The sequence below is a fragment of the Dactylosporangium sp. NPDC051087 genome (assembly GCF_055586325.1).
On record NZ_JBVJIJ010000021.1, the window covers coordinates 1 to 18126 of the forward strand.

Below are 18126 nucleotides of genomic sequence, written 5' to 3' on the forward strand. Positions count from 1 at the left end.
ACCGGCGAGGAGAAGCTCGTGTTCAACCGCTTCTGGCGGGCCGACCCGTCCAGGGCGAGGCAGACCGGCGGCACCGGGCTCGGGCTGTCGATCAGGCTGGAGGACGCCCGGCTGCACGGCGGCTGGCTGGAGGCCTGGGGCGCGCCCGGCAAGGGCGCCCAGTTCCGCCTGACGCTGCCGGTGCGCTCCGGCGACCGCCTGGTCTCCTCGCCGCTGCGCCTGGTGCCCGACGACGCCCGCGCCGACGAGGCCGCGCTGATCGGGGAGACACCGTGACCCGGCTCCGCCGCCTGGCCGCCTGCCTGACGGCGGCCGCGCTGCTGCTCGGCGGGTGCGGGCTGCCCGACCGCACCGACCCGAAATACGTCGGCCCCGCGGCAAACCCCAGCCGCGTGCAGGACCGGGCGCTGGAGGCGCCGAAGCCGGACGACGCCGGCACCCTGGTCGACCTGGTCGGTCTCTATCTGAAGAGTTCCGTCGGCGGCAACGTCACCAGCCCCGGCCAGCCGGAGGCCGTGACGGAGACCCAGGCCCGCATGAAGACCTTCATGACCCCGCAGGCCGCGGAGCTCTGGAAACCGCAGCCGACCCTGACCGTGATGCAGGCGGAGTCCACCTACAAGGGAGCCGACAACACCACCGTCGTCACCCGATTCACCAAGGTCGGTCAGCTCGACCGTGACGGCCGGCTCATCCCGCCCGGCGACGACTCCGATCTGACCTCCGAGTTCGAGTTCACCGGCGAATACGTCGGGGGGAAGCTGCGGCTGTCCAGCGTGCCGAACAACATGATGGTGCTGAGCACGGCCGGGCTGGACGAGCTGTACGAGCAGCGCCCCATCTACTTCTGGGAGATGGGCGTCGACGCGCCGAAGCTGGTGCCGGACCTGCGCTACATGCCGAAGGTGCTGACCCCGTCGAAGCGGGTCGCCGAGGTCGTGCAGTGGCTCGTCGACGGCCCGTCGCAGTGGCTGAGCGAGGTCGCGGAGAAGCTGCCCTCCGACATCGAGACCAAGGACAGCCCGACGCTGCGGGACGACGACAGCGTCGAGGTCAACCTCACCTCGAAGGCGCGCGGCAAGGACCCCGACGACCTGCGCAAGCTGGCGAGCCAGATCCGCTGGTCGCTCGCCGGGCATCCGGAGGTCACGCTGACCTACGAGAACGCCAAGGAGACCACGAACGCCTCCGGCGGCTACCTGAGCGACAACGTCGCCGTCCTGCCGGACCCGGTCGACCAGGTGAAGTTCGCGGTCCGGGAAGGGTCGGTCCGCCAGTTCGACACGACCGTCGACCCGCCCGTGCTGTTCGGCCAGAGCGAGGCGAACAAGGACGTCGTGTCCGCGACCATCAACCGGCCCCGGACGAGGGCGGCGCTGGTCCGCAAGACAGGGCCCGGCGCGACCGCCAAGCTGCAGCTCGTCGTCAACGCCAGCACGTCGGAGCCGAAGTACGTCGACAGCACCGTCCCCCCGAGCGCCACGCTGAGCCGGCCGGTCTGGATCAGCCGGCCCGTGCAGCGGTTCCTGATCGCCGACGGCCTCCATCTGTGGGCGGTCACCCCGCCCGGCAACGCCGGCGAGCCGCCCCAGGCCGCGATCGTGCGCGGCCCCAACGGCAGCGAGCTCACCAATGTCTCGGCCTTCTCGGTGTCGCCCGAGGGCCGGCGGATCGCGTTGGTCGTCGGCAAAACGGCCATGGTCGCCCAGTTGATCGTCGACAACGGCAAGCTCAGCCTCGGCGTGCAGCACGCGGTGCCCAACTCGCTCGGCGACAACCAGGCGATCGGGTGGGTCACGGAGACCACGCTCGCGATCGGCGGCAAGCCGCACGTCGACAAGGACGCCCCCGGCTACTCGCTGGTCTGGACCAGCATCGACGGCACCGGCGAGAAGCCGCTGCCCCGGCGCGCACCCGACAAGACCAGCGCCCTGTCCGTCACCGAGCTGTCGGCACGGGCCGGCGACCCGACCAAGACCGCGGAGCAGCTGCTGATCCTGTTCGAGGCCAACCAGCGCACCTGGGTGGTGTACACCGACCAGGTCAAGTTGATCGATGAGAACGAGTCCGGCCCGACACCGAAGCCGTCGGCGACGCAGCAGCCGGAAACATATCCGCTGTCGCCGTTCTATGCGGACTGAAGGCGAACTGAAGGCGGACCGACGCTCGTGCTGATCAAGGATCTGCTGGACCTGGTACTGCCGGCGACGTGCGCCGGGTGCGACGAGCCGGCGACCGGAGTGCTGTGCGGGCCGTGCCGGGAGGCCCTGGCAGCGGCCCGGCCGGGACGCACCAGGCCGGTGCCGGAGCCGCCGGGGTTGCCGCCCGCGTATGCCCTCGCCGCGTATGCCGGGTCGGTGCGGCGGATGCTCATCCAGTACAAGGAGCGCAACCGGCACGAGCTGGCGCCGGTGCTCGGCGGGCTGCTCGCCAGGGTGGTCGCCGCCGCTGTGCCACCTGGACGCGTCACGCTGGTGCCGGTGCCGGCCACCTCCGCCGCGGCCAGGCGGCGTTTCGGCGACCACATCGACCGGATCGCGCTGTCCGCGGCCGGGACCCTGCGCCGCCGGGGAGTCGAGGTGGACGTGGCCGGGCTGCTGCGGGCGCTGCCGAAGCGGGAGGACTCCGTCGAGCTGTCCGCCGCCGACCGGGCCGCCACCGCGCGGGAGGCGTTCGCCGTGCGCCGCCGGCGGCCCACGGTGCGCGGCACGGTGGTCCTCGTCGACGACATCATCACCACCGGGTCGACCCTCGCCGCCTCGGCCGCGCGGCTGCGCGCCGCCGGGGTCCGCGTCGACCGGGTCGCCGTTCTGGCCGCTACGCAGCGTGCCGCGTAGATCACGTCCTTCGTGCGCTTTTGTGCGGAACGTTACTTCGTGCGCCACTCGGGGTAATCCGCGAGGAGGGTTTCAGGAGTTGATCGGAGAGTTCTTGTGAACCGGGGGTGACTAGCGGCTGTACTCGGTTTAACGTCGAGAGACGACCTCACCGGCGTTCGCGAGCGCCGGTTCGGAAGGGAGGACCCTGCCCCATCCGTTTCGGTCGCGTGCCGTGTGGGCTCAAGCCTCTGGGGAGGCGCGATCCGGCCGAGCAGTCCGATCAACAAAACCCGAACCCAAACCCGTTCCTTTGTGATACCCGTGGGGGAGGCCAGGAGTGGACATCGTCGTCAAGGGCCGCAACGTCGAGGTGCCCGACCATTACCGGCAGCACGTCGCAGACAAGCTGCAGAAGGTCGAGCGATACGACCACAAGCTCATCCGCGTCGACGTCGAGTTGTTTCACGAGCGCAATCCGCGCCAATCCGATCACTGTCAGCGGGTGGAGATCACATGTGTCTCCCGCGGACCGGTGATCCGGGCGGAGGCATGCGCCGCCGACTTCTACAGTGCGCTGGACGCCGCCATCGCCAAGCTGGACAGCAGGCTGAGCCGGGCCGCCGACCGCCGGCGCGTCCATCGGGGCCGGCACGCGCCGGTCTCCGTCGCCGCGGCGACCGCGTCGCTGGCGTTCACCCAGCCCGAGCGGGCCAGCGTCGCCACGCTCGCCGACGTCGAGCCGTTCGATCTGGTCGAGGAGCAGGACGACCAGCCGTGGCACATCGTCCGGGAGAAGGAACATCCCGGTGAGCCGATGACCGTGGACGACGCGCTGTTCCACATGGAGCTGCTCGGCCACGACTTCTACCTGTTCAACGACAAGGAGTCGGGCCGGCCGAGCGTGGTCTACCGCCGCAAGGCGTATGACTACGGGGTCATGAGCCTCGGCGCGTGAACTGAAGACGGCGGGCCGGGGTCACCGGCCCGCCACTGCTCACTAGAGGTCGCGGGCCAGGACCGCGGTGTCCGGGTAGTCGGCGAACACGCCGTCGAGCCCGGCCGCGAGGAAGGTCCTGATCTCGCCGATCACGTCGCCCCACGCGTTGGGGTCGGTGCCCTTGCGCAGATTGAGCGGCAGGAACTGGTTCTCGTTCCGGAACGTCCAGGAGTGCACCTTCAGCCCGCGCGCGTGGGCGTCGGCGATCAGCGGGGTCGGCGCGAGCAGGTTGCCGGCCGCGTCCCGCGCGATGACCAGGTTCTTCGTCGCGCCGACGCCGTTGGTGAAGGTCTTGAGCCAGTCCAGCCCGGCGGGCTTCGCCAGGTCCGCCCAGGTGCGCGGGTCGCCGGTGCTGCGGAAGTCGAAGGGCGAGCCGACCGCGTCGAGCAGCACGACCGACGGGGTGTCGACCAGGCCGCGCAGCTTCTTGATGCTGGTCGGCTCGAACGACTGCAGGAAGACGTGTGCGTCGCGCCCGGCAAGGCCGTTGCGCTTGAGCACCCGCGCCAGCAGCGGCTCCAGCGGGAGGCCGATCGACGTGAAGTACGTCGGGTGCTTCGTCTCCGGGTAGACGCCGATCTTGCGGCCGGCGGTGCGCTCGGAGGAGCGGGCGAGGTCGATGACCTCCTGCAGGGTCGGGATCTCGAAGAGCCCGTCGTAGATCGTGTTGTGCGTGCGGACCGCGGGCAGCCGCTCGACCGCGCGCAGCGTCTTGAGCTCCGCGAGCGTGAAGTCCTCGGTGAACCAGCCGGTGACGCTGACCCCGTCGATGGTCTTCGTGGTCCTGCGACCCGCGAACTGCGGCTTCGACGCCACGTCGGTGGTGCCCGAGATCTCGTTCTCGTGGCGGGCGACCAGCTGGCCGTCCTTGGTGGGGACGAGGTCCGGCTCGATGAAGTCCGCGCCCATGGCGATCGCCAGGCGGTACGCGGCCAGGGTGTGCTCGGGCCGGTGGCCGCTCGCCCCGCGGTGCCCGATGACGAGCGGGCGGGACTTGTGCGGCGGCTTGGTGGTGTGGGCGGCCGCGGGGCTGACGAGGGTCTGTGGGAGGACCGCGGCCCCGGCGGCCACGCCCATGCCGGAGATCACTGCACGACGACGCATGCCCTGACTGTCGCGGCCGTACGGCAACGTCGGATGACGCCTAGGTGGCCGCCGGGCGCAACTTGGCGAACTGGAGGTTGTCGATCCGTGTGCCGTCCGGTCCGGGCAGCCGGCCGAGCTGCAGGCCCTCCTGGTGGTAGCCGGCGGCCTCCAGTACCCGCTGCGACGCGACGTTGTCGGTCGCGGTCCCGGCGATCATCCTCGCCATCCCGATCTCGAAGCCCCAGCCGGTGACGAGCCGCGCCGCGCGGGCCGCGTGGCCCTTGCCGCGGGCCCCGGGCGTGAGGCTGTAGCCGATCATGGCCTCGCGCAGGAGCGGCTCGAAGTAGAACAGCGCGATCTCGCCGAGGTAGGCGCCGTCGGCGGCGTCGCGGATCGTCATCTCCGCCCGCAGCCCGGCGATCCATTTCGACACCGACTCGGCGCACTGGCGGGTCACGACGGCCGGGTCCATCGGGGTGCCGACGACCGACCTGCCGCTGACGTCCGGGCGGCTGCGCAGCTCGTACGTGCTGGTCCCGTCGTCCTCGGTGAGTGGGCGCAGCGTGACCACGCCGTCGGTCAGCTCGCCGCCCGCCAGGTCCGGCAGCGCCCGGGCGCTCGGCCCCGGCGGGTCGCCCGCGGTCCGGGCCCACACGACCATGTCCGCCCAGGTGCCGTCGGCGGCGCGGGCCGAGCCTCGGGCGATGCCCTCACGGGTGTAGCCGCCGGCCACGGCGACCCGCTGGCTCGCACCGTTGGTCAGCGCCGTCACGAGGTACACCCGCCGCAGCCCCTGCTCGAACAGCCTGGCGCTGAACTGCTCCAGCGCCGCCGAGGCGACCCCCTGGCGGCGGGCCCACGGCGCGACCCAGTAGCCGACCTCGGCGATGCCGTCGCCGCGCGGGGTCGATCCGATCGCGCCGAGCACCCGGCCGGTGTCCGCGTCGACGATCGCGGGGTCCCCGGGTTTGTCCCGGAAGAACGCCAGGGCGTCGTCGCGGGTGTACGGCTGCGGCAGGAACGGCAGGTAGCGGGCGATGACCGGGTCGCCGCACGCCTCGGCGACGGTGTCCGCGTCCTCGGCGCGCCACGGCCTGAGCGCCACGTTCACTTCAGGTCCTTCCTGAGCAGGGTCGCCACCCAGCCGTCCAGGCGCATGCCGCGTTGCTCGCAGCTGTCCCGCTGCACGCCCTCGACCACGAAGCCCACCTTCTCCGCGACCCTCCTCGACCCGATGTTGCCGACGTGCGCCCGCCAGACGATCCGGCCCAGGCCGAGCCGGTCGAACCCGAAACCGCAGATCGCCCGCGCCGCCTCGGTCATGAAGCCCTTGCCCCGGATCCACGGCGCCGAGGAGAAGCCCAGCTCCGCGGTGACCGGGTCGGCCGGGTTGATCCGCAGGTCGATGGTGCCGGCGAAGCGGTCGTCGGGGTCCGCGAGCACGAACCCGACGCCCGTGCCGTGCAGCCAGCCGTTCGGGTACCGGTGCTGGATGAAGTCCAGGCCCTGCTCCGGGCCGTAGTCCAGCGGGACCGACGTCCACTGGACGGTCTCCGGGTCGCGGAAGGTCTCCACCAGGTCGTCCAGGTCGCTGTCGCGGGCCAGCCGCAGCGTGCCGGGCCCGGCCGGCAGGCGGGTCGGGGGACTGCCGAACGTGTGGGCGCGCAGCGCGCCGGGCCCGCCGGTGGCGACCCAGGGCGGGGCGGTGTCGCAGACCTCGCCGGGCAGCATCACCCCGTGCCAGCCGTCGACGAACCCGCCCTCCTTCGCCGGTAGCAGCGCCCGGACCACGCCGTCGAACGTGAAGCCGATCCGCTCCGCGGTGAGCTTCGACGCGTGGTTGCCGACCTCGGCGCGCCAGACCAGCTTCGTCAGCCCCAGCACCTCGAACGCCCAGTGCGAGACGGCCCGCCCGGCCCGCTCGGCGACCCGCCGGCCGCGCGCCCAGGGCGCCACCCAGGTGCCGAGTTCGGCCTGCCGGTTGCGCAGGTCGAGGGTGACGAGACCGGCGGAGGCGAGCAGTTCACCCGTGCGGGCGTCGAACACCCCCAGCGGCGCGGAGGTCTGCGTGGCCCAGGCGGCCCGTGACATCTCCCGCACGTAGGCGACCGCCTGCTCGCGCAGATAGGGCACGGGAACCCTGGTCCAACGCTGGATCAGGGGATCCTGACAGGCGAGGAAGACGTCTTCGGCGTCGTCCTCCTGCCAGGCGCGCAGGACGAGCCCGTCGCCGGTGGTCAGTTCGATCGGCTCCATGTCCGCCGATCCTGCCCCAAATGTGTCTGCTGTCGGCGGATATTCTTCGCACCGTCGTGCTTTTTGTGCCTATTTGTCCGTTAGTGTCCGTAGAGTGGGTGGGCGGGGGCGGCAGTTTGGGCGGAAGGCCGCCTACGATGGGTCGCAGACGTTTAAGGGAGCGCTGACCCGTGTCGATTTTCGAGAAGATCCTCCGCGCCGGCGAAGGTCGCCAGGTGCGGCGGTTGAAGGCTGTCGCCGATGCCGTCAACTCGCTGGAAGAGGAGTACGCAGACCTCTCCGACGAAGAGCTGGCCGACATGACGAACCAGTTCAAGGAGCGGCTCGCCGACGGTCAGACGTTGGACGACATCCTGCCCGAGGCGTTCGCGGTGGCCCGCGAGGCGGCCTCCCGGGTGCTCGGTCAGCGCCACTACGACGTGCAGGTCATGGGTGGTGCCGCACTGCACTACGGCAACATCGCCGAGATGAAGACCGGTGAGGGCAAGACGCTCACCTGCGTGCTCCCGGCGTATCTCAACGCGCTCTCCGGCAAGGGCGTGCACGTCATCACCACCAACGACTACCTCGCCCAGCGCGACGCCGAGTGGATGGGCCGCGTGCACCGGTTCCTCGGCCTCACGGTCGGCACGGTGCTGCCCAACCAGCCGTCCTCCGCGCACCGCCTGGCGTATGAGTGCGACATCACGTATGGCACCAACAACGAGTTCGGCTTCGACTACCTGCGCGACAACATGGCATGGTCGCGCGACGAGCTCGTCCAGCGGGGCCACAACTTCGCGATCGTCGACGAGGTCGACTCGATCCTCATCGACGAGGCCCGCACCCCGCTGATCATCGCCGGCCCCGCGGAGCAGTCCGCGCGGTGGTATCAGGAGTTCTCCCGCGTCGTCGGCCGCATGAAGCGCGGCAAGGACGGCGAGGGTGACTATGAGGTCGACGAGTCCAAGCGCACGATCTCCGTCACCGAGCGCGGCGTCGGCAAGGTCGAGGACCAGCTCGGCATCGACAACCTCTACGAGTCGGTCAACACCCCGCTGGTCGGCTACCTGAACAACGCCATCAAGGCCAAAGAGCTCTACAAGAAGGACAAGGACTACGTCGTCAACGACGGCGAGGTCCTCATCGTCGACGAGTTCACCGGCCGCATCCTGCACGGCCGGCGCTACAACGAGGGCATGCACCAGGCCATCGAGGCCAAAGAGGGCGTCGAGATCAAGCAGGAGAACCAGACCCTCGCGTCGATCACCCTGCAGAACTTCTTCCGCCTGTATTCCAAGCTTTCGGGCATGACGGGCACCGCCCAGACCGAGGCCGCCGAGTTCAACAAGGTCTACGGTGTCGGCGTCATCTCCATCCCGACGCACCGCTCCATGGTCCGCGTCGACCACCCCGACGTGATCTACAAGTCGGAGAAGGCGAAGTACAACGCCGTCGTCGACGACATCGTCGAGCGGCACGCCCTCGGCCAGCCGATCCTCGTCGGCACCGTCTCCGTCGAGAAGTCCGAGCTGCTGTCGCAGCTGCTGCGCAAGCGGGGCGTCGCGCACGCCGTCCTCAACGCGAAGTTCCACGCCAAAGAGGCCGAGATCATCGCGCAGGCCGGCCGCAAGGGCGCCGTCACCGTCGCCACCAACATGGCCGGCCGCGGCACCGACATCCTCCTCGGCGGCAACGCGGAATACCTCGCCGCCGCCGAGCTGCGCCAGCGTGGCCTGTCGGAGGAGGAGGGCCCGGACGAATACGCGGCCGCCTTCGAGGACGCCCTGCCCCGCTGGGAGAAGCTCGTCGAGGACGAGTCCGACGAGGTCACCGACGCCGGCGGCCTGTACGTGCTGGGCACCGAGCGGCACGAGTCCCGGCGGATCGACAACCAGCTCCGCGGCCGTTCCGGCCGTCAGGGCGACCCGGGCGAGTCCCGGTTCTACCTGTCGCTGCAGGACGAGCTGATGCGCCGCTTCCGGGCCAGCGCCGTCGAGGCCGTCATGGACCGCTTCAACATCCCGGAGGACGTGCCCATCGAGTCCAAGATGGTCACCCGCCAGATCAAGAGCGCCCAGACCCAGATCGAGGCCCAAAACGCCGAGATCCGCAAGAACGTCCTCAAGTACGACGAGGTCCTCAACAAGCAGCGCAAGGTCATCTACGCCGAGCGCAAGCGCGTCCTGGACGGCGAGGACCTCAGCGACCAGGTCCGCAACATGATCGACGGCGTCGTCGGCGACTACGTCACCGCCGCCACCTCCCTCGGCGAGACCGCGGAGGACTGGGACCTCGAGCAGCTGTGGACCAACCTCAAGCAGCTCTACCCGGTCGGCGTCACCATCGAGGACCTCGAGGAGGAGGCCGGCGGCTCGCTGGACCCCGAGTTCCTGAAGAACCAGCTCATCGACGACGCGCACGCCGCCTACGACCGCCGCGAGGAGGAGCTCGGCGCCGAGGCCGTCCGCGAGCTGGAGCGCCAGGTCCTGCTCAACGTCATCGACCGCAAGTGGCGCGAGCACCTCTACGAGATGGACTACCTGCAGGAAGGCATCACGCTGCGGGCCTACGCGCAACGCGACCCGGTGGTCGAGTATCAGCGCGAGGGCTTCGACATGTTCCAGCAGATGCAGGAAGGCATCAAGGAAGAAGCCGTCGGCTTCCTCTTCAACCTGGAGGTCCAGGTCGAGGAGGCTCCGGCCCCGGTGCTGGACGTGGCCGCGGCCGCCGAGGTCGGCGCCAACGTCCCGCTGCCCGAGCCGCACGTCGAGATCCGCGCCAAGGGCCTTGGCGGCAACCGGATGCCGCGCGCGCTGCAGTACTCCGCCCCGACCATCGACGGCGAGGCGGGCGTCCACATCGAGCAGCAGGAGGAAGCTCCCGCGCTCGGCCTCGGCGGCGCCCCCCGCAACGCCCCGCCGCCCCCGGCCACAGGCGGCGTGCGCCGCTCCGGCCCGCCGGCGCCCTCCCGCAAGCCCTCCCCGGGCCAGGCGGTCGCCAGCAACGGCCCGTCCCGCAACGCCCCCTGCCCGTGCGGCTCGGGCAAGAAGTACAAGCGCTGCCACGGAGCCCCCGGCGGCGCCTGACAGTCCGTCCTTTTCGAGCGCCCGCCGCTCTGGGCCCTTCAACCCCCGAGCGGCGGGCGTTCGCCGTTTCTCCCCTCCGTAGCGCGACCGGGGCGGGGTGTGCCGTCCTCTTCACCTCGCCTCGAACTGGCGGGCGTTCGCTGTTTTCTTGGCTTGGTCGCGGTGCGGTTGGGGCGGGGTGTGCGGTCCTTCTCGCCTCGGCTTGGACCGGCGGGCGTTCGCTGTTTCCTTGCTTGGTCGCGGCGCGACCGGGGGCGGGGTGTGCCGTCCTCTTCACCTCGCCTCGGACCCGGCGGGCGTTCGTCGTTCTTTCCTTCATCGTGGCGCTGCTACGGCGGGGCTCCTCGCCTCGACTGGGTCCGGCCGCCGCCTCTGGGTCGTGGTCTGTGCGCCGGTGGCATGGGTTGCTGGAGCGGTCGTGAGGTCGGTGATCGGCATCGCCCCGGCTGTCGGCGATCCGCACGCGGAAGGTGCGCTGAGCCCGCAATTGTCGTGGCGCTGCTACGGCGGGGCTCCTCGCCTCGACTGGGTCCGGCCGCCGCCTCTGGGTCGTGGTCTGCGCGCCGGTGGCATGGGTTGCTGGAGCGGTCGTGAGGTCGGTGACCGGCATCGCCCCCGGGTGGTCGGCGATCCGCACTCGGAAGGTGCGCTACGCCCGCAAACTGTCGTGGCGCTGCTGCGGTGAGGTTTGCCGTTCTCCTCACCTCGACTTGGTCCGGCCGCCGCGTCTGGGTCGAGGGCTGTGCGCCGGTGGCACTGGTTGCTGGGTCGTCGGGAGGGGCGTTGACCGGCATCGCGGCCCGGAGGCGGCCGGCGATCCACGCGGGGAAGGGGCGCTGCGCCCGCGGCATGGCCACGGCGAGATCGGCTGGTGAGGCCCGGTGCGCCCGCCGTCCCACCAGACAGAGGACGCACCGGGGGTCTTGGGGGGTCGGCCCGTCCTGCCCCGTGACGGGACGGGTCGCTGGGGGTTGGCCGGTGCCGCCCGCCGCCCTCCCTCGGTGGGCGGCACCGGGGCTTCAGACGACCTGGACCAGGGTGCACTGCCAGGTGGGTTGGCCCGGGATCCGGCGGGCGGAGCGCTCCAGGCGGACCGCCATCGCCCAGACGGCGTGGCCCTGTTCGAGGACGGCGACGAGCTCGGCGACGCCGGGGAGGGGCTCGGTGACGAGCATGCGGCGGACGCGGACCAGGTTGCCCTGGCGGGCGGCGTGGGACGGGGACATGCGGACCCGGACGGTGCGGCGGATCAGCTGGTCGGTGACGGCGCTGCAGTGCTTCGGGTGGGTCATCTGGCGGAGGTGGGCGGCGGGGCGGTAGCCGTTGAGGATCTCGACGCACATGCCGACGAACCGCTGAGCGGCCGAGGCGGGGGACGGCAGCGCAGGCGTGGCGGCCGGCTCGGGTGTGCGGGCAGGCCTGGCGGGTGCGGGCGCCGCGCCGGGGAACGCCAGCCAGTCGCCCGGCAGGAAGTCCATGCCGGCAGGGGGTTGGGTGGGGCGCCGGACCGGGGTCTCCTCGCACGGCGGGTCCAGCGGCGGCGCCGCCCGCGCCACGAAGGCCGGGCCGGCCGGCCGCGACCTCGCCTCGACACCCGTAGCGGCGGTGTCCGCGGCGGCGGTGCCTGCGGCAGGAACACCCGCAGCGATGGCGGGCACGGCGGCGATGGCGGGCACGGCGGCGGGGCGCGGTGGAGCGGCTCTGGTGGAAGTGCGACGGCGCGGGCGAGCCGGAGTCGTGGTGGGCGCCATGACTGATCCCCCGATCCTTGCGTTTGCCTACGTTTGCTTCCTCCGTTCTAAGACTCGCCCACACCTGAGTCAAGGCAAACGTAGGCAAACGCAAGATCAAATGAACCGTAAAGAGATGATAAAAGTAGATAAAACGGTCTCCGTCGCTTTACGCGAACGCGCCGTTCGCTCCGTTCGCGCCGTCCGTGGAGTCGTCGTCCGGGCGGTCCCCCAGGGGGTTGGTGCGCACCCATTCGGCGGTCTCGGCGTACTTGCGCTCGATGTATTCCTCCAGCTTGGACCGCTCGATCCGCCACTGCCCCCGCCCGCCGACCTTGATCGCGGGAAGTTCGCCGCTGCGGACCATGTGGTAGACCTGCGAGGTCGACACGTTCAACTGCTCGGCGACGTCGGCCATGAGCAGGAATCGCGGCTCCATCGCCTCAGTTTGCCACCGTTCGCCCCCGGCAGGCTGCGACGGCCCCGAAAGAAGAAGACACGCGGGGCGATTCTGTGCCAAAAGCCGGAGCGAGGGTGTAGGACAGGTGTCGTGACGAGTGACCTCACCCGCGTGTATCTGCCCGCGACCCTGGCTCAGCTGGCCGTCCTGCGGGAGAGCGGCGAGCTGCCCCCGCCGGCCGAGGCGCACGCCGTCACGCCCGCGCTGCGGGAGTGGTATGCGGAGGGCGACGAGGAGGAGCTCGAATACGTCGCGTTCACCCGTGCCGCGCAGAGTGCCCTGCGGCTGCTGCGGCACGACCCGAAGGCGCCCCGCAGGAGGGTCGTGCTCTGCGTGGACCTTCCGGGGAGCACGCTGAAGATGGCCGGCCTGGACCTCGGTTCGAGTCAGGTCGAGGTGTCGGGCAAGGTGCCGCTGCGGGCGGTCGCGGCGATCCACGTCGACGGCGGCGACGCCGAGGCGGAGGTGTCGGCCGCCGCGGACGTCGTGGAGGAGGCCGCGGCCGGTGACCCGGATGCCCAGTTCACCGTCGACGGCGCCGAGGACCACGAGCTGGAGTGGTACGACCCGTCGGAACTGGACCAGCTCATCCGCTAGGGCCGCCGCATGGTCCGGCCGACCAGGATCATCGCCGTGAACGCCCCGGCGAAGAGCACGATCATGCCGTGGTTGATCTGCTCAGGCAGCCGGCTGTAGATGATCTGCGCGTCGAAGGAGCTGTAGTCCTCGACGATCGCCGTGAGCGGCAGCCGGCCGAGCCAGCCCAGCAGCGTCGCCACGAGGGTGAGGACGCCCGCGGCGGCGCCGGCCGCCGGGTACACGGGCCACGGCAGGGCGAGACCGGTGCGCCGCAGGACGAGGAAGGCCGCCACGCCGGCCAGGACGCCGCTCAGGACGGACGTGGTCAGCTGCAGGCGTGAGGCCGCCTCGGCCATCGTGCCGACGGTCTCCTGGTTGCCGAAGAGGTCGACGAGGTCGTTCTGGAAGTAGGCGGCGACCAGCCCGAGTGCGGTCGCGGCCACCCCGCCGGCGATCCCGGCGGCGACCGCGTCCGGGAAGCGGAGCGCCGCCGTCGCGCCGCCGAGGGCGCCCGTCACCGCGACCACCGCGGCCACGTACGGGACGGCCGGGCCATGGTGATACGCCACCAGCATCCCGCCCATCGCGAGCAGGCCGACGGCCAGGCCGGCCGCGACGCCGGACAGCAGCGGGCGCCACGGCAGCCTCCCCACGGCGACGACTCCGGCGGCGGCGCCGGTCAGGATCGTCGCGAGCAGGACGCTGGGCAGCACCAGCGCGGCCAGGGTGGTGACGAGGAAGTCGCTCGCCGCGTTGGCGATCACGCTGTACGTCGACCAGAGCGTCAACGCGAGCAGCGCCAGCGCGACGACGAAGACCGTGTACGGCCGGCGGTCCAAAGAAGAGGAGACGACCTGGTTTGTCACGAGCAGCAGCGTACGCGGCAGCGACCCTAATGACCGTTCAGGGACCCGTGGGAGGATGGGAAAGGATCCCGCCAACGATGATGTGGAGTGCCGTGATGGATGGCTTGTTCGCCGTGCCCGACCCGACCAACGAGCCGGTCCGCGGCTATGCGCCCGGGTCGGCGGAGCGGGAGAGCCTGCAGCGCCGGCTGGCCGAGCTGGCCGGTGAGCGGTTCGAGCTGACGATGACGATCGACGGCAGGCAGCGGATGGCCGCCGGCGACCCGATCGACGTGGTCCAGCCGCACAAGCACCGGCACGTGCTGGGGGTCACGCGCAACGCGACCACGAAGGACGCCGCCGACGCCGTCGACGCGGCGAAGCGGGCCGCGCCGGCGTGGCGCGACCTGCCGTTCAGCGAGCGGGCCGCGGTGTTCCTGCGGGCCGCCGACCTGCTCGCCGGGCCGTGGCGGGACACGCTCAACGCGGCCACCATGCTCGGGCAGAGCAAGACCGCCATCCAGGCCGAGATCGACGCCGCCTGCGAGCTGATCGACTTCCTGCGGTTCAACGTCCACTTCGCCCAGCAGATCCTGGCGGAGCAGCCGAAGTCGTCGCCCGGCGTGTGGAACAGGTTCGACCACCGGCCCCTGGAGGGCTTCGTCTACGCGATCACCCCGTTCAACTTCACCGCGATCGCCGGCAACCTGCCGTCCGCGCCCGCCCTGATGGGCAACACCGTGCTGTGGAAGCCGTCGCCGACGCAGCAGCTGGCGGCGCACTTCACGATGCGGCTGTTCGAGGCGGCCGGGCTGCCCGCCGGCGTGATCAACCTGGTGACCGGCGACGGCCTGGCCACGTCCGAGGTCGCCCTGGCCGACCGCGACCTGGCGGGCATCCACTTCACGGGCTCGACCGCGGTGTTCCGCACGCTCAACCGGATCGTCGCGGAGCGGGAGTTCCGCTCCTACCCGCGCATCGTCGGTGAGACCGGCGGCAAGGACTTCGTGATCGCCCACCCGTCCGCCGACCCGGCCGCCCTGACCACGGCCCTCATCAGGGGCGCGTTCGAGTATCAGGGCCAGAAGTGCTCGGCGGCGTCCCGCGCCTACGTGCCGGCCAGCATCTGGGCGAAGATCAAGGACGACCTCGTCGAGAAGGCCGACGGCCTGACCTATGGCGACGTCACGGACTTCAGCAACTTCGGCGGCGCGGTGATCGACCGGCGGGCGTTCGACCGGCACGCCCAGGCCCTCGACCGGATCAAGAACTCGCCCTCGTGCAGCGTGGTCGCCGGTGGCACGACCGACGACAGCGAGGGCTTCTTCGTCCGGCCGACCGTCATCGAGGCGACGGATCCCACGCACGAGGTGTTCACCACCGAATACTTCGGCCCGATCCTCGGCGTCCACGTCTACCCCGACGCCGACTACGACGCCGTCGTCACCCAGGCGGAGTCGGTCGCGCCCTACGCGCTCACCGGCTCGATCTTCGCCACCGACCGGCAGGCGGTCGAGCGGGCGTCGCACGCCCTGCGCTTCGCCGCCGGCAACTTCTACGTCAACGACAAGCCGACCGGCGCGGTCGTCGGGCAGCAGCCGTTCGGCGGCGGCCGCGCCTCCGGCACCAACGACAAGGCCGGCTCCTGGCACAACCTGCTGCGCTGGACGTCACCCCGCACGATCAAGGAGACGTTCGTCCCGCCGACCGACCACCGCTACCCGCACCAGGGCTAAGGCGTGGTTGGTGGGTGGATGCCGGGCCGCGGCGGGCCCACCCACCAAACACGCCTCAAAGCCGCACCGGCGCGACCGCGACGATCTTGTCCAGGGTGAAGGCCCGGTCGTCGCGGCGCAGCCGGCACCACGCGTCGATGGTGCCGCCGGACAGGTGCGCGTTGTCGATGACCCGCTCGGAGGCGCGGCCCTGCGCGTCGACGTAGCGGATCCACACCGGCGAGCCGTCCTCGACCGCGGTCGCGAGCAGCCGGGCCTGTTCCGGGCGCAGCTGCGGCGCCTTCTGCCGGATCATTTCCAGCGGGTCGGGTTGGCGCTGCGCCGGCACGAGCAGCCGCGCCGCCAGCTCCGAAGGGTCCACGGTGGGCCGGACGGCGGGCCGCGCGTGGTCGACCCTGGCCCGGTGCAGCCGGACCGGCCCGGCACCGGCGTCGCGGGCCGGACGGTAGCCGGCGGCGCGCAACGCGGCCAGGGTGTCGACCGGTGACAGCGCGGACCCGGCGACGGTCGGCGCGACCCGCTTGAGCTTCAGCGGCGCCAGCCCCTCGGCGCCGACGATGTCGTCGAGCAGCGCCGTGTCCTCGCTGACGATCACGCTGCCGACGCCCCGCACGTGCAGCTCGTCGGCGGGCGGGGCCGGCAGCAGCCGCTGCGCGACCTCCGGCAGGCTCCGGCCGTCGGCGAGCGCCCGGCCGATCGGGCTGAGCGCACCGGACGCGCACACACCCAGCAGGGTGGCCTCCGCGACGATGTCCCGCACCACCTCGGCGAGATCCGCGATCGACCTCGTCGGCAGCGGCGCCGTCCACCGTACGAGCGGCGCCAGCGACACTACGTCAGCGACAGCGGTGTCCGGGGGCAGCTCGTGCATCGCCCGGACGACGACCTGCCGCAGCGGCGCGCCGGACCACCAGGCCTTCAGCAGCCTGGCGAGCCGGTCCGCGGGCGCCCGGCCGGCCCAGTCGTCGTAGGCGGCCGACGGCACGAAACGCACCCCGTCCGCACCGAGCAGCCGCGCGTCGACCGCGAGGTCCGCCAGCAGCGCCACCGTCGGCTCGGGCAGCCCCGTCGCGAGGGCCAGCCGGCGCCGCTCACGGACCGCGACCTCACCAGAGCGCTGCCGGCTCAGCGGGCGCGCCGCCGCGGCGTCCACCAGCACCGGCAGCTGCTCGAGCAGCAGGGTCGCCGCCCGTACCGCGGCGTCACGCACCGCGGTCCGGTCGGCGGGCAGCAGTGCGGGCGCCGGCGGCACCGGCTCGAACGCGTCCTGTTCCTCGGCGGCGGGCAGGTACGCGGCGGTGAACAGCGCCGCGTCGTCCTCCGCCGGCCACACGAGGGCCCGCTGGAGCAGCACCTGCAGCGTCGCGTCGAGGGCCGGGTCGTCGACGGCGACCCCGAGCCGGTCGGCGAGGTCGGGCAGCGGCACCGGGCCACCCCCCGTCATGGCCTCCAGGACCTGCACCGCCGGCAGCGGCAGCCGGGCGACCACCTCGTCGATCCCGGTCCTGGCGGACAGCCGCGCGGCCAGCTGCACCAGGTCCTCCGGTGGCGGCGCGCCGAGCGCGTCGGGACGGCGGCGCAGCACCGCGCCCAGCTCGTCCTCCGCCAACCGTCCCAGCCAGCTGACAAGTGCACCTCTCGTCACGAGTGGTGACCTTATAGGTTTGGGAGGTGACCAACCCATCGCCCGGCAACGTCGCCGGTAACTGGCAGGACGCGCATTTCGGGGAGCAGGGCGGCCGCCTCACGTACGGTGACTACCTGCAACTGTCCGGTCTGCTCGACGCGCAGGTCCCCGAGTCGGATCCCGCCGCGCACGACGAGCTCCTCTTCATCACCATCCATCAGGTGTACGAGCTGTGGTTCAAGCTCATCCTCCACGAGCTCACCGACGCCCGGGACCGCCTGCTGACCGGCGAGACCTATCTGCCCCGCGTGCGCCTGGAGCGCTGCCTCGCCATCCAGCGGGTCCTGGTCGGGCAGGTCGACGTGATCGACACGATGACCCCGCAGGACTTCCTGCGCTTCCGCAACAAGCTGTCCCCGGCGTCCGGGTTCCAGTCCGCGCAGTTCCGGGAGATCGAGTTCCTCTCCGGGATGAAGGATCCGACGTACCTGCAGCGCTTCCGCGGCCTGTCCGAGGCCGAGCAGGCCCGGCTCAACCGGCGCCTGGACGAGCCGAGCGTGTGGGAGGCGTTCCTGACCAGCCTGGAGAAGGCCGGCTTCGCCGTCGCGACCAAGGAGGACCGCATCGAGTCGCTGCTCGCCATCTCCCGCGACCGGGAGCACCACGGCCGCTTCTGGGACCTCGCGGAGACGATGGTCGCCCACGACCAGGCGTGGTCGCTGTGGCGGGCCCGGCACGTCCTCATGGCCGAGCGCCAGATCGGCACCAAGGCCGGCACGGGCGGCAGCGCCGGCGGCGCCTACCTGCGGTCCCGGGTCGAGCTGCGCTTCTACCCGGAGCTGTGGGAGCTGCGCTCACACATGTAGCGGCGCTACTCCCTTCTTTGTGCCAACCGACCCACCCGGTCCGTCGCGGGGCATCGA

General features: G+C 71.5%; 15 protein-coding genes. 8 read left to right on the forward strand and 7 right to left on the reverse strand.

The genetic code is table 11. The annotated features are described in order from the left end of the window. From ACZ6TV_RS34960 to hpf, 4 genes are all read left to right on the forward strand, one after another. Positions 1-276 (forward strand): ATP-binding protein (locus ACZ6TV_RS34960; protein ID WP_465302065.1); only part of this gene is annotated, 276 nt, incomplete at its 5' end. Next, positions 273-2141 (forward strand): LpqB family beta-propeller domain-containing protein, encoded by a 1869-nt coding sequence (locus ACZ6TV_RS34965; protein WP_465302067.1) that lies wholly within the window; start codon positions 273-275, stop codon positions 2139-2141. The genes ACZ6TV_RS34960 and ACZ6TV_RS34965, both read left to right, overlap by 4 nt. Before the next feature lie 27 nt (positions 2142-2168). Beyond that, positions 2169-2837 carry a ComF family protein gene (locus ACZ6TV_RS34970; protein WP_465302069.1) on the forward strand — a complete coding sequence of 223 codons (669 nt, stop codon included), beginning with the start codon at positions 2169-2171 and terminating at the stop codon, positions 2835-2837. Positions 2838-3156: 319 nt separating this feature from the next. Continuing rightward, a complete protein-coding gene (hpf, locus tag ACZ6TV_RS34975; RefSeq protein ID WP_465302071.1) occupies positions 3157-3774 on the forward strand; it encodes a ribosome hibernation-promoting factor, HPF/YfiA family in 618 nt (205 codons plus the stop codon). 42 nt (positions 3775-3816) lie between these two features. Here hpf and ACZ6TV_RS34980 read toward each other — a convergent pair whose 3' ends face one another. Genes ACZ6TV_RS34980 through ACZ6TV_RS34990 form a run of 3 tightly spaced genes read right to left on the reverse strand, consistent with a single transcriptional unit; the run spans position 3817 to position 7158 of the window. Further along, positions 3817-4920, reverse strand: coding sequence for a glycerophosphodiester phosphodiesterase (locus ACZ6TV_RS34980; RefSeq protein ID WP_465302073.1), 1104 nt, complete (start codon positions 4918-4920; stop codon positions 3817-3819). A 40-nt stretch (positions 4921-4960) separates the two neighbouring features. Beyond that, the gene (locus ACZ6TV_RS34985; protein WP_465302075.1) at positions 4961-6013 is read right to left on the reverse strand and encodes a GNAT family N-acetyltransferase; all 1053 of its coding nucleotides are present in this window, start codon (positions 6011-6013) and stop codon (positions 4961-4963) included. Then, a complete protein-coding gene (locus ACZ6TV_RS34990; RefSeq protein WP_465302077.1) occupies positions 6010-7158 on the reverse strand; it encodes a GNAT family N-acetyltransferase in 1149 nt (382 codons plus the stop codon). Before ACZ6TV_RS34990 ends, ACZ6TV_RS34985 begins: the two co-directional genes overlap by 4 nt. 170 nt (positions 7159-7328) lie before the next feature. On the opposite strand from ACZ6TV_RS34990, the gene secA reads away from it, so the two are divergent. Continuing rightward, complete coding sequence (gene secA / locus ACZ6TV_RS34995; protein WP_465302079.1) at positions 7329-10226, forward strand: preprotein translocase subunit SecA; 2898 nt, start codon at positions 7329-7331, stop codon at positions 10224-10226. 1019 nt (positions 10227-11245) lie between these two features. Here secA and ACZ6TV_RS35000 read toward each other — a convergent pair. Next, positions 11246-11884 (reverse strand): Rv3235 family protein, encoded by a 639-nt coding sequence (locus ACZ6TV_RS35000; RefSeq protein WP_465302081.1) that lies wholly within the window; start codon positions 11882-11884, stop codon positions 11246-11248. A gap of 241 nt (positions 11885-12125) precedes the next feature. Beyond that, positions 12126-12395: a helix-turn-helix domain-containing protein gene (locus tag ACZ6TV_RS35005; protein WP_465302083.1), complete on the reverse strand. Its 270-nt coding sequence runs from the start codon at positions 12393-12395 to the stop codon at positions 12126-12128. Between the two features lie 111 nt (positions 12396-12506). Here ACZ6TV_RS35005 and ACZ6TV_RS35010 point away from each other — a divergent pair, with 111 nt between their 5' ends. After that, positions 12507-13013, forward strand: a complete 507-nt coding sequence (locus ACZ6TV_RS35010) for a DUF6912 family protein (RefSeq protein ID WP_465302085.1) — start codon at positions 12507-12509, stop codon at positions 13011-13013. Here the strand turns inward: ACZ6TV_RS35010 and ACZ6TV_RS35015 are convergent. After that, positions 13010-13861, reverse strand: a complete 852-nt coding sequence (locus ACZ6TV_RS35015; protein ID WP_465302087.1) for a hypothetical protein — start codon at positions 13859-13861, stop codon at positions 13010-13012. The two genes, ACZ6TV_RS35010 and ACZ6TV_RS35015, sit on opposite strands and share 4 nt — an antisense overlap. A 95-nt stretch (positions 13862-13956) precedes the next feature. Between ACZ6TV_RS35015 and pruA the strand changes: the two genes are divergently transcribed. Then, positions 13957-15576, forward strand: a complete 1620-nt coding sequence (pruA, locus tag ACZ6TV_RS35020) for an L-glutamate gamma-semialdehyde dehydrogenase (RefSeq protein ID WP_465302089.1) — start codon at positions 13957-13959, stop codon at positions 15574-15576. 55 nt (positions 15577-15631) lie between these two features. On the opposite strand, the gene ACZ6TV_RS35025 is transcribed toward pruA, so the two are convergent. Then, a complete protein-coding gene (locus tag ACZ6TV_RS35025; protein WP_465302091.1) occupies positions 15632-17221 on the reverse strand; it encodes a WYL domain-containing protein in 1590 nt (529 codons plus the stop codon). Positions 17222-17247: 26 nt separating this feature from the next. On the opposite strand from ACZ6TV_RS35025, the gene ACZ6TV_RS35030 reads away from it, so the two are divergent. Next, entirely contained in the window at positions 17248-18069 is an 822-nt protein-coding gene (locus ACZ6TV_RS35030) for a tryptophan 2,3-dioxygenase (RefSeq protein WP_465302093.1), read from the forward strand. Positions 18070-18126 lie beyond the last annotated feature (57 nt).

Excerpts from the sequence above, each read along its gene's own strand:
- ACZ6TV_RS34980 (WP_465302073.1), bottom strand. The coding sequence starts at position 4,920 with ATGCGTCGTCGTGCAGTGATCTCCGGCATGGGCGTGGCCGCCGGGGCC.
- ACZ6TV_RS34990 (WP_465302077.1), bottom strand. The coding sequence starts at position 7,158 with ATGGAGCCGATCGAACTGACCACCGGCGACGGGCTCGTCCTGCGCGCC.
- ACZ6TV_RS35005 (WP_465302083.1), bottom strand. The coding sequence starts at position 12,395 with ATGGAGCCGCGATTCCTGCTCATGGCCGACGTCGCCGAGCAGTTGAAC.
- pruA (WP_465302089.1), top strand. The coding sequence starts at position 13,957 with ATGGATGGCTTGTTCGCCGTGCCCGACCCGACCAACGAGCCGGTCCGC.